The sequence below is a fragment of the Micromonospora sp. WMMD961 genome (assembly GCF_029626145.1).
Lineage (GTDB): Bacteria > Actinomycetota > Actinomycetes > Mycobacteriales > Micromonosporaceae > Micromonospora.
Window position 1 is genome coordinate 6,186,635 of record NZ_JARUBJ010000002.1, and the last position, 14,582, is coordinate 6,201,216.

General features: G+C 70.1%; 15 protein-coding genes and 2 tRNA genes. 10 read left to right on the top strand and 7 right to left on the bottom strand.

The window, feature by feature from the left end; genetic code table 11:
• The first annotated feature begins 4 nt into the window (after positions 1 to 4).
• The 3 genes from O7614_RS28175 (at position 5) to O7614_RS28185 (ending at position 1,765) form a co-directional block, all read left to right on the top strand.
• On the top strand, positions 5 to 679 hold the full coding sequence (locus O7614_RS28175) for a DUF305 domain-containing protein (RefSeq protein ID WP_278141430.1): 675 nt from the start codon (positions 5 to 7) through the stop codon (positions 677 to 679).
• Between the two features lie 226 nt (positions 680 to 905).
• Positions 906 to 1,601, top strand: coding sequence for a winged helix-turn-helix domain-containing protein (locus tag O7614_RS28180; RefSeq protein ID WP_278142409.1), 696 nt, complete (start codon positions 906 to 908; stop codon positions 1,599 to 1,601).
• A 92-nt stretch (positions 1,602 to 1,693) separates the two neighbouring features.
• Positions 1,694 to 1,765 (top strand) — tRNA-Arg (locus tag O7614_RS28185).
• Between the two features lie 106 nt (positions 1,766 to 1,871).
• Here the strand turns inward: O7614_RS28185 and O7614_RS28190 are convergent.
• Positions 1,872 to 2,708, bottom strand: a complete 837-nt coding sequence (locus O7614_RS28190; RefSeq protein WP_278141431.1) for an SDR family NAD(P)-dependent oxidoreductase — start codon at positions 2,706 to 2,708, stop codon at positions 1,872 to 1,874.
• 134 nt (positions 2,709 to 2,842) lie between these two features.
• Between O7614_RS28190 and O7614_RS28195 the strand changes: the two genes are divergently transcribed.
• The 3 genes from O7614_RS28195 (at position 2,843) to O7614_RS28205 (ending at position 5,202) form a co-directional block, all read left to right on the top strand.
• Positions 2,843 to 3,517, top strand: a complete 675-nt coding sequence (locus tag O7614_RS28195) for a TetR family transcriptional regulator (protein ID WP_278141432.1) — start codon at positions 2,843 to 2,845, stop codon at positions 3,515 to 3,517.
• A 221-nt stretch (positions 3,518 to 3,738) separates the two neighbouring features.
• Positions 3,739 to 3,810: transfer RNA gene (locus tag O7614_RS28200), tRNA-Arg, on the top strand.
• Between the two features lie 315 nt (positions 3,811 to 4,125).
• Positions 4,126 to 5,202: an RNA polymerase subunit sigma-70 gene (locus O7614_RS28205; RefSeq protein WP_278141433.1), complete on the top strand. Its 1,077-nt coding sequence runs from the start codon at positions 4,126 to 4,128 to the stop codon at positions 5,200 to 5,202.
• Between the two features lie 140 nt (positions 5,203 to 5,342).
• On the opposite strand, the gene O7614_RS28210 is transcribed toward O7614_RS28205, so the two are convergent.
• Complete coding sequence (locus O7614_RS28210; protein ID WP_278141434.1) at positions 5,343 to 5,927, bottom strand: dihydrofolate reductase family protein; 585 nt, start codon at positions 5,925 to 5,927, stop codon at positions 5,343 to 5,345.
• A 176-nt stretch (positions 5,928 to 6,103) separates the two neighbouring features.
• Between O7614_RS28210 and O7614_RS28215 the strand changes: the two genes are divergently transcribed.
• Positions 6,104 to 6,538, top strand: coding sequence for a hypothetical protein (locus O7614_RS28215; RefSeq protein ID WP_278141435.1), 435 nt, complete (start codon positions 6,104 to 6,106; stop codon positions 6,536 to 6,538).
• Between the two features lie 85 nt (positions 6,539 to 6,623).
• Here the strand turns inward: O7614_RS28215 and O7614_RS28220 are convergent, their stop codons facing one another.
• The 5 genes from O7614_RS28220 to O7614_RS28240 all read right to left on the bottom strand — a co-directional run bounded on the left by O7614_RS28220 (position 6,624) and on the right by O7614_RS28240 (position 11,051).
• Complete coding sequence (locus O7614_RS28220) at positions 6,624 to 9,005, bottom strand: excinuclease ABC subunit UvrA (RefSeq protein ID WP_278141436.1); 2,382 nt, start codon at positions 9,003 to 9,005, stop codon at positions 6,624 to 6,626.
• Between the two features lie 29 nt (positions 9,006 to 9,034).
• Complete coding sequence (locus O7614_RS28225; RefSeq protein ID WP_278141437.1) at positions 9,035 to 9,445, bottom strand: VOC family protein; 411 nt, start codon at positions 9,443 to 9,445, stop codon at positions 9,035 to 9,037.
• A gap of 5 nt (positions 9,446 to 9,450) precedes the next feature.
• Complete coding sequence (locus tag O7614_RS28230) at positions 9,451 to 9,900, bottom strand: helix-turn-helix transcriptional regulator (RefSeq protein ID WP_278141438.1); 450 nt, start codon at positions 9,898 to 9,900, stop codon at positions 9,451 to 9,453.
• Positions 9,901 to 9,972: 72 nt separating this feature from the next.
• Positions 9,973 to 10,932 carry an ATP-dependent DNA ligase gene (locus tag O7614_RS28235; protein ID WP_278141439.1) on the bottom strand — a complete coding sequence of 320 codons (960 nt, stop codon included), beginning with the start codon at positions 10,930 to 10,932 and terminating at the stop codon, positions 9,973 to 9,975.
• Complete coding sequence (locus tag O7614_RS28240) at positions 10,929 to 11,051, bottom strand: hypothetical protein (RefSeq protein ID WP_278141440.1); 123 nt, start codon at positions 11,049 to 11,051, stop codon at positions 10,929 to 10,931. The genes O7614_RS28235 and O7614_RS28240 overlap by 4 nt, the downstream gene beginning before the upstream one ends.
• 123 nt (positions 11,052 to 11,174) lie before the next feature.
• On the opposite strand from O7614_RS28240, the gene O7614_RS28245 reads away from it, so the two are divergent.
• The 3 genes from O7614_RS28245 (at position 11,175) to O7614_RS28255 (ending at position 14,492) form a co-directional block, all read left to right on the top strand.
• Positions 11,175 to 11,561 (top strand): helix-turn-helix domain-containing protein, encoded by a 387-nt coding sequence (locus O7614_RS28245; protein ID WP_278142410.1) that lies wholly within the window; start codon positions 11,175 to 11,177, stop codon positions 11,559 to 11,561.
• A gap of 100 nt (positions 11,562 to 11,661) precedes the next feature.
• Positions 11,662 to 12,249, top strand: coding sequence for a TetR/AcrR family transcriptional regulator (locus O7614_RS28250; protein WP_278141441.1), 588 nt, complete (start codon positions 11,662 to 11,664; stop codon positions 12,247 to 12,249).
• Complete coding sequence (locus tag O7614_RS28255; protein WP_278141442.1) at positions 12,249 to 14,492, top strand: MMPL family transporter; 2,244 nt, start codon at positions 12,249 to 12,251, stop codon at positions 14,490 to 14,492. Before O7614_RS28250 ends, O7614_RS28255 begins: the two co-directional genes overlap by 1 nt.
• Positions 14,493 to 14,582: the final 90 nt, after the last annotated feature.

A 14,582-nucleotide genomic window follows, 5' to 3' on the forward strand; every position in this document is an offset into this window, starting at 1 on the left:
CGCGATGACCGCCCCCACCACCACCACCGACAGCGAGTACGACGACAACCCGACCGCCCCGGACGAGGGCGGTCGGGCCCCGGCGGCGCGCTACGGCGTGCCGGCGCTCGCCATCATGGTGGTGGTGGGGCTGCTCCTCGGGTACGCGGGCGGCCTGCTCACTCCCCGACTCACCCGGCCCGGTGACTCGTCGGTCGAGGCGGGCTTCGCCCGGGACATGACGACCCACCACGCGCAGGCGGTGGAGATGAGCCTGGTCGCGTACCGGTCGGCCACCCTCCCCGAGGTGCGCCAGATCGCTGTCGACATCGCCACCGGGCAACAGGGCGAGATCGGTGCCATGCAGACCTGGCTACGCGAGTGGGACCTGAGCCCGACCGGCTCGCAGCCGCCGATGTCGTGGATGTCCGACGGCGCCACCGTCAAGGACGGCCTGATGCCGGGGATGGCCACCCCGGAGCAGATGGCCGCCCTGCGCGACGCCCGGGGCATCGAGGTCGACCGGCAGTTCCTGAGCCTGATGTACGCCCACCACCTGGGCGGCATCCACATGATCGACGCGGTGCTCGGCGAGACCGACAACGCCGAGGTGCTGCGGGTGGCCAAGACCATGAAGGCCACCCAGCAGACCGAGCTGAACAACCTCCGGCAGCTCCAGGCGCAGGCGGCCAAGGGCTGACTGCGACCGCCCGGTGGCCCCGGGTCGCGTCCTACCGGGGCCGATAGCGTCGACTTCGCGAGAGCCACACCAGCGTGGATCGAGGCGCGGGCCGGCAAGCAGACTGCCCCAAGCATCCCAACATGTCCCTTATGGGGCTTCTGGGCGGCACAGGCGATTACGTCACTTAGAGAGTTTTCTCCATACATATCGTGACCAGTTGCGATTCGGGCTCGTTGCCCAAGACGTGGGGGTTGCACTCAGAGACGCACGGCGTTCGGTCACCAGTTGGTGCCGACGCCACACCATCGGTGGTGACGGGGCGGTGGCAGCCGTCCGTCGCGGACAGCGGCAGGGCGAGCCGGGAATGCTCAGCCGCGAACAGGAACTCGAACTGATCGACACACTGCGGGGCGTCCACCCGGACGAGTTCGGCCTGGACGAGGAGCTGTGGACGAGGCAGAGCCTCACCGCGCTCATCCAGCGGCGCTTCGACCTCCCGCTGGACGCTGGCGCCGTCGGGGCGTACCTGCGGGCCTGGGGGTTGGGTCCGCGCGAGCCGCGCGAGCGCGCCTGCGGGCTCTGCGTCAGCGCGGTGGAGCGGTGGGTTCGCAGCGAGTACCCGGCGATCACCCGAGCCGCCCAGGAGCACCTCGCCGAGGTCTACTGGATCGGCCGGGTCCGCCTGCGCGGCACCATGCCGGCAGCAGACGTGATCTCGGCGGTCTCGTCCCGCGGTCGGGTGCGCTTCATGATCACCACGCCGACCGTGGACCCGCCGCTCCCCCGCGACTTCGTGCTGCGGCTCAGCGGCGAGGAGGAGCGCACCGTGCACCTGATCGTGGACGGCTCCTGGCCCCGCAACGAGTGGCCGCGCCGGCTCCCGCGTCGGATCGTCCTGCACCCGCTGCCCAGCTGCGGGCGGGCGATAGCGGCCGCCTGAGCACCGGGTGAGCCGGTTGTCGACACGATCGGCTCACCCGATACCGACTCGGCGTACACGGAGGAGGTTTGCTTGTCTTCTCCAGTCACTGAGCTCCCGCAGCTCAGGGGACAGAGCACCGCCCTCCGGAGGCGGGGGCGCAGGTTCGGATCCTGCCAGGGGCACCTAAAGACCGTCCCGGGCGTAGGAACACGTTGGCTCCCATGCCGGTTTGCGTTTATGCCGGCCGGCTCCCAGAGGTCCCGCGCCTCCGCGACGAGAGCGATCGGTTCAGGCGGCGTCGTCGAAGTCGACGGACCGACCCAGCTCCGCCCAGCGGGCGTCCTCCTCGGCGAGCCGCGAGGTGGACTGCGCGATCATGTCGACTGCGCCGCGTCCGAGGACGAGGTGCAACGGCGGCTGCTCCATCTCCACGACGTCGAGGAACACCCGAGCGATCCGCGCCGGATCGATCGGTTCCCGCCCCTGCATGTCCGAGAGGTACTTCACGAGCGGACCCATCGTCGGCTCGTACTTCGCCGAGTACGGATGCACCACCATGGACGCCCCGGACCAGTCCGTCCGCATGAGGCCCGGCTCGGCGATGGTGACCTTGATCCCGAGGGGGGATACCTCCTTCTCCAGCACCCCGGAAAAGCCCTCCACCGCGAATTTCGCACTCTGGTACGCCGACACTCCGGGTGAGGTGTCGCGTCCCCCGATCGAGGTGACCTGGATGAAGTGTCCGGCGCCCTGGCGCAGCAGCACGGGCAACGCCGCCTTTGTCACGTGCACGGTCCCGTAGAACACCGCCTCGACCTGCGCCCGGAAGTCGTCCAGCTCCACCTCCTCGATCGTCGCCATGTTCGCGTACCCGGCGTTGTTGACGACCACGTCGAGCCGCCCGAAGCGCGCGACGGCGGCGTCGACAGCGGCCTGCGCCTGCTGCGGGTCCGTGACGTCCAGGGGCTGCACGAGGAGGTGGTCCGGATACTCCGCGCGCAGGTCGTCGAGGGCCCGCACGTCGCGCGCGGTGGCCACGACGTCGTGCCCGGCAGCCAGCACCTCCCGGGCCACGGCCCGACCGAGGCCGCGGGAGCTGCCCGTCACCAGCCATACCTTCGTCATTGCCGAACTCCTCTGCCATCGGGAGGACACACCGAGTGCCCTCTCCGACGAAGTTAACACAACACCGTTGCGCTAACAAGGCAACGGCGTTGCGTAAACACCCTCAGAGAACGCTGTTGCGCTAACCTGCAGGGGTGGCGACACCGGAGGGGGACTTTCAGCGCGCGCGCCGCCCCGAGCACAAGGAGCAGCGGCGGGAGGCGATCCTCGCCGCCGCCCGCCTGCTGGGTGCCCGCGATGGCGTACGGTCGGTCAGCTTGACCGATATCGCCACTGAAGTCGGCATCCACAAGTCCGCGATCCTCCGCTACTTCGAGACGCGTGAAGAGATCTACCTGCACCTCACCGCCGCGGGCTGGAGCAGCTGGTCAGATGCGGTACGCGCGGAACTCGACGGCGCGCACGAGGTAGCCCCCGAACGACTCGCCGCGATCCTGGCGACGACCCTCGCCGAGCGCCCACTCTTCTGCGAGCTACTCTCCCACGTGTCGCTCAACCTCGAACGGCACGTCTCCGCGGAGGCGGTGCACGCCTTCAAGCTCACCGGGCTCGCCGCCGTCGACGACATCAGCGCGCAGGCTGCCGGCGCGCTGCCCCCACTCGGCCAGCACGGTGCCCGCGACCTGGTGACGACGGTCACGGCACTCGCCGCCGCACTGTGGCAAGCCGCTCACCCGCCCGAGACCCTCGCCGCGCTATACCTGCGGGACCCCCGGCTCGGGCACGCGGTCGTCGACTTCGCCCCCCGGCTGGAGCGGCTGACCTACGCCGCCATCCTGGGGCTGATCGCCGCCGCCGATCGGCGGTGAGCAGGGGTCAGGCGCCGCCAGGTGCATGGTCGCCTGCACCGCGCCGGCTTGGGCCGAGGGCAACACCTGACCGGCCGGCTCGCAGCCTTCCCCGAAGTTGAGCGGATTTTGGCACGGTGGCTCTGCGCCAGAGCGGCGGCGGGTACCCGACGACACGATCGGGGCACCGATACCGATTCGGCGTTCCTAGAGGAGGTTTGCTAGTCTTCTCCAGTCGCTGAGCCCCCGTAGCTCAGGGGATAGAGCACCGCCCTCCGGAGGCGGGGGCGCAGGTTCGAATCCTGCCGGGGGCACCTCACAGAACTGCACACGCGCAGCGCGAACGGCCGATCGCAGAGGCCAGGTTTCGCCCCTCGAGTAGACGTTCAAGGATGCCCCTGGCCGAGCGGCTGGGGGCATCCTCGCGTTGGCTCGACGTACGGGCGCGGGACGCGCCGGGATCGCCGCTACCCGGTGTCTGGCGGTATGACCGCAGCCCGGCCAGGCTCGGTCGAGGTGACCATCCTCCCTGACGAACGGCCCGGTGTCGGCGGCTTCACCGATCAGAATTCTTCCGCCACGTCGTCGGTTCTGGTGGCCCTCTCGAACCGGTGGAAGGATTGGTGGCCATGACCGACGCTAGACCGCTGGGCACTGACGATGCCTCGTTCATCGCGGTGGTTCGCTCAGGCGATACGGCCCGGTTTGCGCTCATCACGGAGCGCCACCGGCGTGAGCTGCAGGTGCACTGCTACCGGATGCTTGCGAACTACGAGGACGCCCAGGACATGACGCAGGAGACGTTCCTGCGGGCGTGGAACAAGCGGGAGTCGTTCAAAGGCCACGCTGCGCTGCGGACCTGGCTGTACCGGATCGCGACGAACGTCTGCCTTGACTTCCTGAAGAAGCGCACGGACCGCACACCCGTACCGTCCGGGCTGTCGGACCCCGGCTCCGAGGTGCTCTACCTGCAGCCGTACCCCGACCGGATGCTCCCCGAGGACCCGCAGGAATCGGTGGTGGCGCGGGAGACGATCGAGCTGGCGTTCATCGTCGCCGTCCAGCACCTGCCGCCGCGGCAGCGTGCGGTGTTCATCCTGCGCGACGTCGTCGGCTGGCCGGCGTCGAAGGCCGCCGACGCCCTCGATCTGACCATCGCATCGGTGACCAGCGCGCTACAGCGGGCGCGCGTGACGATGCGCGAGCAGCTGCCCGACCGACGCCTCGACTGGCGGAGCCCCGGCGCCCACGAGCTGTCGAGCGACGAGCGCGGCGTGGTGAGGTCGTACATCGACGCCCATGAGCGCAACGACCTCGACGGGCTGATGTCCCTGCTCCGCGACGACCTGCGCTTCGTGATGCTGCCCGAGGCGGGCACCTCGGTCGTCACGGCCAAGGACGCGGTGGACGGCTGGGTCTCCGGTGGGCTCTTCCAGCCCGGCTACGACGACTGGCGCTGTATCGCCACGACGGTCAACCGCATGCCCGCCGCCGCGCTGTACCTCCGCACCCCTGACGACCCGGAGTACCGGTTGTTCACCATGGCGGTCCTGCACATCGTCGACGGGAAGATCGCCGAGCTCACCGGATTCGACGCCACCGACAAACCATGGCTGGGCCTGCCCCCGATGCTGCGATCAGACAAGTCCCCGCCGTCGACGAGTCCGGCGCCACGGGCCGGCGTCACCGACGTCACCGCGGAATGAGCACCCCGACCAGCCGAACACCAACGCGACAACGCGAACACCACCGCCCCGCCGTCGTTGCCGGCGGGGCATCGTGATACCTGAAGAAACGTCAGGAAGGATGTCGACCCGGCCTCACGAACCGAGCAACTGGCCCGTGCTCATCGCCTCGTCTCGTATCGGGTCAGCACCACGCCGCCGGGAAACGTCCGCGTCTCCACCAGGTTCAGGTTCACCCAGCTGTCCAGGTCCGTGAAGAACGGCGTGCCGCCGCCCACCAGGACCGGGTATGCGACCAGCACATACTCGTCGATCAGCCCGGCCCGCATGGCCGCCCCGGCGAGCGTCGCGCCGACGATGTCCATCGGGCCGCCGGCCTCTGCCTTGAGCCGGGTGATCTCGGCGACCGCGTCGCCGGTGACCAGACGGGTGTTCGAGTCGACCTTGTCGATCGTCGAGGAGAACACCACCTTCGGCATGTCCCGCCAGCGGCGGGCGAACTCGATCTCCGCCGGGGTGGCGCCGGGCCGCTGGTCGGCGGTCGGCCAGCGGGAACTCATCGCCTCCCACAGCTTGCGCCCGTACAGCGCCAGGCCCGTCGCCCCCACCCGGTCGGACCACCACTGGAACAGCTCGTCGCTCGACGACGAGTCCGGTCCCTCACCCCCACTCCAGCCGAGGTCGTCGCCGGGCGCGGCGATGTAGCCGTCCAGGGTCACGTTCATGCCGAAAGTCAGTTTCCGCATCATGCCAGCCTCTCGTAGGTCGATCTCATACGTACAGACGGGCGCTGCGCGAGAACCTCATCGGTGCGCGCTGCTGGCCGGGGGCACCACGAGATCCTTCACCGGGCGCAGGAGCATGTCGGCTCCCCGCGCCCGGTTCTTTGCATCCGCTGCCCGGCAAGATCAATATTGTCGTCATGCTGTTTCTCGGATTGCTCCTCGCCGCGCTGGGCGGAGCCGTCACCGCGACGGTCCTCACCGTTCGTGGGCTGCGCGCGGTGTTCCGGAGGTCGGGGCGGCTGAGGGCCGCAGCACTCCTCGTCGGCGCAGCGACGGTCGCCGTGTACGCGTGGGGTCTGCTCCACCTCGGCTACGCGGTGATGCGGGCGGAGGACGGCGGAGCCGGCTCCTTCCCGATCGAACCCTGCCGGGAGGTCGGGCCGCGGGTGGCAAGCATGGTCGACGGGTACGACGTCAGCTTCCTTCCGCTGCACTTCGAGTGCCACCTCAGCGGCGGCGGGTCGTACGTCACCTCGTCGGTGCCCGGGTACGTCACCCCGACCACGATCGTCCTCGGGCTGGTTGCCGTTACCTGCGGAGCCCTCACGACCAGGGCGGCGGGGAGAACCTGACAGCCAGTCGCCGAAACCGGAGGCGGTCAGCCGCGGCTGAACCGCGGCGACCACCAGCCAGCCACCGAGCCGGGACAGGAGGCCGTCACCGGCCGACGTACGTCGCCAGGTGCTCGCCGGTGAGGGTGGAGCGGCCGGCCACGAGGTCGGCGGGAGTGCCCTCGAAGACGATCTGACCACCGTCGTGACCGGCACCCGGGCCGAGGTCGATGATCCAGTCGGCGTGCGCCATGACCGCCTGGTGGTGCTCGATGACGATCACCGACTTGCCGGAGTCGACGAGGCGGTCGAGCAGGCCGAGCAACTGCTCGACGTCGGCCAGGTGCAGACCGGTGGTCGGCTCGTCCAGGACGTACACGCCGCCCTTCTCGGCCATGTGGGTGGCCAGCTTGAGTCGTTGCCGCTCGCCGCCGGACAGGGTGGTGAGCGGCTGCCCCAGGCTCAGGTAACCCAGCCCGACGTCGGCGAGTCGGTCGAGGATGGCGTGCGCGGCCGGCGTACGGGCGTCACCCGCGCCGAAGAATTTCTCCGCCTCGGTCACGGACATCGCGAGCACCTCGCTGATGTCGCGACCGCCGAGCCGGTATTCCAGCACCGACGCCTGGAACCGCTTCCCTTCGCAGTCCTCGCAGGGGGCGGCGACACCGGCCATCATCCCCAGGTCGGTGTAGATGACACCGGCGCCGTTGCAACTCGGGCACGCGCCCTCGGAGTTGGCGCTGAACAGCGCCGGCTTCACCCCGTTGGCCTTCGCGAACGCCTTGCGGATCGGGTCCAGCAGCCCGGTGTACGTGGCCGGGTTGCTCCGCCGCGAGCCACGGATCGCGCCCTGGTCGATCGACACCACCCCCGCACCGGCCGGAATCGACGCGCGTACCAGGGAACTCTTGCCGGAGCCGGCGACACCTGTCACGACGACGAGCACGCCGAGCGGCACGTCGACGTCGACGTCGCGCAGGTTGTTGGCCGTCGCGCCGCGGATCTCCAGTGTGCCGGTGGGTGTGCGGACCTGTTCCTTGAGGGCTGCCCGGTCGTCGAGGTGACGGCCGGTGATGGTGCCGCTGGCGCGTAGGCCGTCCAGGCTGCCCTCGTAGCAGACGGTGCCGCCGTCGGTGCCCGCGCCCGGGCCGAGGTCGACGATGTGGTCGGCGATGGCGATGGCCTCGGGCTTGTGTTCCACGACCAGCACGGTGTTGCCCTTGTCGCGCAACTGGAGCAGCAGCTTGTTCATCCGCTGGATGTCGTGCGGGTGCAGCCCGATCGTCGGCTCGTCGAAGACGTAGGTGACGTCGGTGAGCGACGAGCCGAGGTGGCGGATCATCTTGGTGCGCTGCGCCTCGCCGCCGGAGAGGGTGCCCGACGGCCGGTCGAGCGACAGGTAGCCCAGCCCGATCTCCTCGAACGAGTCGAGGAGGTGCTGCAGCCCGGCCAGCAGCGGGGCCACCGACGGCTCCTTGATCTCGCGTACCCAGGTGGCCAGGTCGCTGATCTGCATCGCGCACGCGTCGGCGATGTTCTTTCCCTTGATCTTCGACGACCGAGCCTCCTTGCTGAGCCGGGTGCCGGCGCATTCGGGGCAGGTCGTGAAGGTCACCGCACGCTCCACGAAGGCGCGGATGTGTGGCTGCAACGCGTCGATGTCCTTGGAGAGGAAGGACTTCTGGATCGACGGGATCAGGCCCGCGTACGTCAGGTTGATGCCGTCGACCTTGATCTTGGTAGGCTCGCGGTGGAGCAGGTCGTGCTGCTCCCGCTTGGTGTACTTGCCGATCGGCTTGTCCGGGTCGAAGTAACCGCAGCCACGGAAGATCCGGCCGTACCAGCCCTCCATGCTGTAGCCCGGGATCGTGATCGCGCCCTCGTTGAGCGAGAGGCTGTCGTCGTAGAGCGCGGTCAGGTCGATGTCGGTGACCGCGCCCATTCCCTCACACCGCGGGCACATGCCACCGAGCCGGGTGAAGGTCGCCTTCTCGGTCTTCGTCTTGCCAGCGCCACGGTCGACGGTGATCGCACCGGTCGCCTTCACCGAGGGGACGTTGAAGGAGTACGCGTTGGGCGAGCCGATCTGCGGCTGCCCCAACCGGCTGAACAGAATGCGCAGCATCGCGTTGGCGTCGGTGGCGGTGCCCACAGTGGACCGGGAGTTGGCCCCCATCCGCTCCTGGTCCACGATGATCGCCGTCGTCAGACCGTCCAGCAGGTCGACCTCGGGCCGCGCCAGCGTCGGCATGAAGCCCTGCACGAACGCGCTGTACGTCTCGTTGATCATCCGCTGCGACTCGGCGGCGATGGTGCCGAAGACCAGCGAACTCTTGCCGGAGCCGGAGACACCGGTGAACACCGTCAGCCGCCGCTTCGGGATCTCGACGCTCACGTCCCTGAGGTTGTTGACCCGCGCGCCCTGCACACGGATCAGGTCGTGGCTGTCGGCGACGTGCGGCGCGGACCGCTGGGAGGCCGTGCTCATCGTGTCTCCATCTCTCGGGCGCGAATGACTCAGCGCACTTCCTGGATGCGGATCATGTTGCCCGCCGGGTCCCGGAACGCGCAGTCCCGCACGCCGTACGGCTGCTCGGTCGGCTCCTGCACGACCTCGGCGTCGCTGGCCTCCAGCTTCGCGAACGTGGCGTCCAGGTCGGGGGTGGCCAGGTTGACGCCGAAGTAGCTGCCCTTGGCCATGAGCTCGAGGATGGTCTGCCGCTCGTCGTCGGTGATGCCCGGGTTGGCGGCCGGCGGGTGCAGGACGATGGACGTGCTGGGCTGGCCGACCGGCCCGACGGTGATCCAGCGCATCCCCTCGTACCCGACGTCGAGACGGACCTCGAAGCCGAGCACGTCCCGGTAGAAGGCCAGCGAGGCCTCGGGATCGGTGTGCGGAAGGAAGCTCGAGTGAATGGTGATGTCCATGGCGATCACGCTAGTTGCGGGGCCGTGACCCGCGCTTCTCGATTCCTGACCGGTCTGGTCACCTGCTTCTCCACGCACGACGGAATCCCCGCCGTCGCCTGCGCCGCCTGCCGCCGGTAGACGCTGGGCGGCACGCCTACCAACTCGGTGAAGCGGGTGCTGAAGGTGCCCAGCGACGAACAGCCGACCGTGAAACAGACGTCGGTGACGCTCAGGTCGCCACGACGCAGCAGGGCCATCGCCCGCTCGATGCGCCGCGTCATGAGATAGCTGTAGGGGGATTCGCCGTAGGCGAGCCGGAACTCACGGCTGAGGTGCCCCGCCGACATGTGCGCGCCACGGGCCAGCGCCTCGACGTCCAGCGGCTGTGCGTACTCCCGGTCGATCCGGTCCCGGACCCGGCGCAGCCGTGCCAGGTCGGCGAGGCGCTGGGTCGCGTCGGCTTTGCTGCTCACCTGGGAAATCGTGCCACAACCCACCGACAAACCGCCGCCCGCCGGGCGCGAGCGGGGGGCCGCCGAGCCTGGTCAGCCGGCCTCGCGGCGGGCGCGGGCCCGGCGCTTCCCCTCGTGCATGGCCTGCACCCGGGCCACCGGGATGGTCCGACCCTCGGCGACCAGGTCGGCGGACAGTGCCTGCGGGGCAGGCATCAACGCAGCCCACGGGTCGGCGCCGGCGAGCAGCGTCGGCGCGGTCCGGATGGTGAAGTCGGCAGGGGTCACCTCGGTCAGGTCGGCCCAGTCGACCGGGAACGAGACCGGCATCCCGGGGCGCAGCCGAGGGCTGTACGCGGCGGCCACCGTCGCCCCGCCCGCACGGGTGGCGTCCACGAAGACCCGGCCGCCCCGGTCCTCCTTGATGTACGCCGTAGTGGCCAACGCCGGGTCGAGCCGCTCGGCCCGGACGGCGAGGGCCCGGGTAGCGGCGGCCATCTCCTCCGCCGTGGCTCCGTCGGCCACCGGGACGAAGACGTGCACGCCCTTGGCTCCGCTGGTCTTGACCGCACCGGCCAGGCCGGCGTCGGCGAGCGCCTGGCGGACCAGCAGGGCCGCGTCGACCGCCGCGCGGAACCCGTCGCCGTCCGGCGGGTCCAGGTCGAGGATCAGGTGGGTCGGGCGGTGCAGATCCGCCACGGTGGCCAGCGTCGGGTGGTACTCCACCGCCCGCTGGTTGGCGAACCAGAGCAGGGTGCGCCGGTCGTCGCAGAGGGCGTAGGAGATCTCCCGGTGTGACGCCTCCGCCCACACCGGTGCACGGCGGACCCAGTCCGGGGTGTAGCGGGGCAGGTTCTTCTGCATGAACGGTGGCTGGCCGGGGCGGACCCTGATCACGGACAGCGGCCGGCCCCGCAGCTGCGGAAGGATGCGGTCGTGGACCGCGTCGAGGTAGTCGACCAGGTCCCGCTTCGTCGCGTCGTCGCGGTCGGACAGCGGCTGGTCCAGGTTGGTCAGGGCCACGCCGTCCCGGGTCTCGTCAGCCTTGGTCACCCGACCACCCTCCCGGCCCCGGTGCCGCCGGTCAACCGGACCTGCCGATCGTCGTCGGTGCTGGACGTGTCCGGGTCCGACGGATCGGCGGGCCAGCGGGACGGGACGACACGGTCCATGGAACCTCTCCTTGGTGCACGGTTTGTTACCGAGGTCATCTTCTGTGACCATGAGCCGGAGCGGAAGGAGGCACTGTTGTGTCCCAGCGGAACAGCGACGTGTCCGCGCAGGTCGAGGGCGAGTTGACCTGCGCACCCGGGAACGTGCCGTTCACCGAGGGGCAGGCCCGCGCCTGCACCGTCCGCGAGGTGCTCGACCGGGTCGGCGGCAAGTGGAGCATCAGCATCCTGGTGTCCGCCTCGCACGGCCCGGTGCGCTTCACCGAGCTGGAGCGGCACGTCGAGGGGATCAGTCGGCGGATGCTCACGCTGACTCTGCGCAACCTGGAACGCGACGGCCTGCTGCACCGCACCGTCTATCCGACCGTCCCGCCCAAGGTCGAGTACACCGCCACCCCGATGGCGCTGGAGCTCTACGAGTCGCTGGTGGCGCTCACCAGCTGGGCCGAGCGGCACCGCCGGGCCATCGCCGAGGCGCGGACCAGGTACGACGCCGAGCACGCCGGGTAAACCCGACAGTGGTGTGGTGAACGCCACCGCTTCAGTCTGACCGATCGGTCAGGATCTGACCGATCGGTCAGGCATGCTGGTTCGCGGAGGTGGACCAGTGATGGCCAGAGCGGTGTCCGAGACGCACGGCGAGATCCTCGCCGCAGCGGCGCGGCGGTTCGCGGTGACCGGCTACCGGGGCACCTCGCTGCAGGACATCGCCCGTGAGGTCGGCTGTTCCAAGGCCACAGTGCTCTACCACTTCGCGAACAAGGAAGCCCTGCTCGCCGAGCTGATGGCCCCAGCGATCGGGGTGCTGCGGGACCTCGACGACCGGCTCACCGGCCTGACCGGGGCGGCCGCCCAGGAGGTCGCCGCAGAGGGCTTCGTCGACCTCGCGGTCCGTTTCCGGCGGGAGATCGCGGTGCTTCGCGGCGAGTTTCCGGAACTGCTCTGCCAGCCGGCCTTCGCGCACATCCAGGAGATCTCCGACCGGCTACGCGACGCGTTGGCCGGACACTCCGACCGGCCGGGTGCCCGGATCGCCGCGCTCGTCCTACTCGCCGGCATCTCCGAGGCGTGCGCCGAGTTCGTGGACATCCCCGACGACGAGCTGCGTCCCGCCCTGCTCGCTCTCGTCCGACGGGCCGTCGAGCCCGTCGCCGTTCCCCTGCCCCAACCACCCACGACCGAGGACAAGGACTCCTGATGGCCACCCTGCTCTACCGGCTCGGCCGGGGCGCGTTGCGCCGGCGACGGCTCGTCGTCGCGCTCTGGCTCGTCGTACTCGTCGTCGCCGGCCTGGCCGCGGCGACCCTGCGCGGCCCGACGGCGAGCAACTTCACCATGCCCGGCACCGAGAGCCAACGCGCTCTCGACCTGCTCGCCGAGCAGTTCCCCGCCGCCAGCGGCGCGACCGGGACCATCACGGTCAAGGCACCGGCCGACGGCCAACTGGCCACCCCGCAGGGCCAGGCCGTGGTGCGGGAGCTGGTCCAGCAGGCCTCCACACTGCCCGGCGTGGTCGGCGCCGTCGACCCGTTCCAGGTCGGCGCGGTGACACCCAACGGCCGGTACGCGCTGGTCCAGGTCCAGTTCGCCACCGGCGGGGACGAGGTGACCGACGCGCAGCGCACCGCGTACGAGGAGGTGGGCTCGGCGGCGAAGGCACAGGGTTGGCAGGTCGCCCCGGGCGGCGAGGTGCTCGGCGGCGAGCCCGAGATCGGCTCGACCGAGGCACTCGGCGTACTGGTCGCCGCGATCGTCCTGATCATCACGTTCGGTTCCCTGGTCGCCGCCGGCATGACCATGCTCAACGCGCTGATCGGCGTGGGCGTCGGGATGGCCGGCCTCTTCGCGCTCAGCGGGGCGATCCAACTGACCAGCACCGCCCCGATCCTGGCGCTGATGCTCGGCCTCGCGGTCGGCATCGACTACTCGCTTTTCATCACCTCCCGGCACCGGCAGAACCTGCTCGACGGCCTGTCCCCCGAGGAGGCGGTCGGCCGGGCGGTGGGCACCGCCGGTTCCGCTGTCGTCTTCGCCGGTGCCACAGTCGTCATTGCACTGGCCGGGCTTGCCGTGGTGAACATCCCGTTCCTCACCGTGATGGGTCTCGCCGCCGCCGGCACGGTCACCGTCGCGGTACTCGTCGCGATCACCCTCCAGCCGGCGCTGCTCGGCTTCGCGGGTCGTCGGGTACTCCCCCGCCGCCTGCGGGCGGTCGCCACCGACGGCACTGCGGCCACCGACGGCACTGCAGCCATCGACGGCACGCCGGACACCGGCGCGGATGTCAGCGACCGGCCGACCGCGACCGAGGACCAGTCCGCGTTCGGCTTCCGCTGGGCGCGGATGGTCACCCGGTTCCGCGTACCCGTCATCCTGGTCGGTCTGCTCGGCCTGGGCCTGCTCGCGCTGCCGACGCCGGACATGCGGCTGGCCCTACCGGGCGCCGCGACGGCCGCCGTCGGCTCACCCGCCCGGGTGGCGAACGACCTGACCGTCGAGGGCTTCGGAGCGGGCTTCACCGGCCGGCTCGCGGTGGTCGTCGCCGGTGACACACCGCAGGCCACCTCGGCCGCCGTGCCGCAGGTGACCGCGCTGCTGCAGCGCACCGAGAACGTCCTCGCGGTGGCCCCGCCGCAGCTCAGCCCGGACGGTCGGACGGCGCTGCTCGGGGTGGTGCCGAAGACCGGCCCGACCGACGAGGCCACCGAGACCCTGGTGCACGACATCCGCGACTCGGTGGGCGGGATCCGTGACGCGGACGTACTGCTCACCGGCGTCACGGCGATCGGCATCGACGTCTCCGAGAAGCTCTCCGACGCGCTACCGGTCTACCTGTTGCTGGTGGTCGGGCTCTCGGTGCTGCTGCTGATGCTGGTGTTCCGCTCGCTGCTGGTGCCGGTCAAGGCCGCGCTGGGCTTCCTGCTCACCGTCGCCGCCACGTTCGGCATCACGGTGGCGGTCTTCCAGCAGGGGCACCTCGCCGACCTGGTCGGCCTGGACACGCCGGGCCCGCTGATCAGCTTCCTGCCGATCCTGCTCATCGGCATCCTGTTCGGGCTCGCGATGGACTACGAGGTCTTCCTGGTGTCCCGGATGCGAGAGGACTTCGTCCACGGTGAGTCGGCCCGCCAGGCCACCATCAGCGGCATGGGGCACGGCGCACGGGTCGTCACCGCCGCCGCGCTGATCATGATCTCCGTCTTCGGGGGCTTCGTCTTCCTCGAGGACCCGGTAATCAAGTCGATGGGCTTCGCACTCGCCATCGGCGTCGCCATCGACGCGTTCGTGGTCCGGATGACCATCGTCCCTGCGGTGATGTCACTGCTCGGCGACCGCGCCTGGTGGCTCCCGCGCTGGCTGAACCGCGCGCTGCCGAACGTGGACATCGAGGGCGAGGGCCTACGCGCCCAGATCGAGGACCGCACCCCGACGCACGTCTGACCCACCCGCACCGTCGATCATGGAGTTGTGGTGCCCGCAGTGCCCCGATCGGAGGCATTCGTCCAGCAGCACAACTCCATGATCGACACG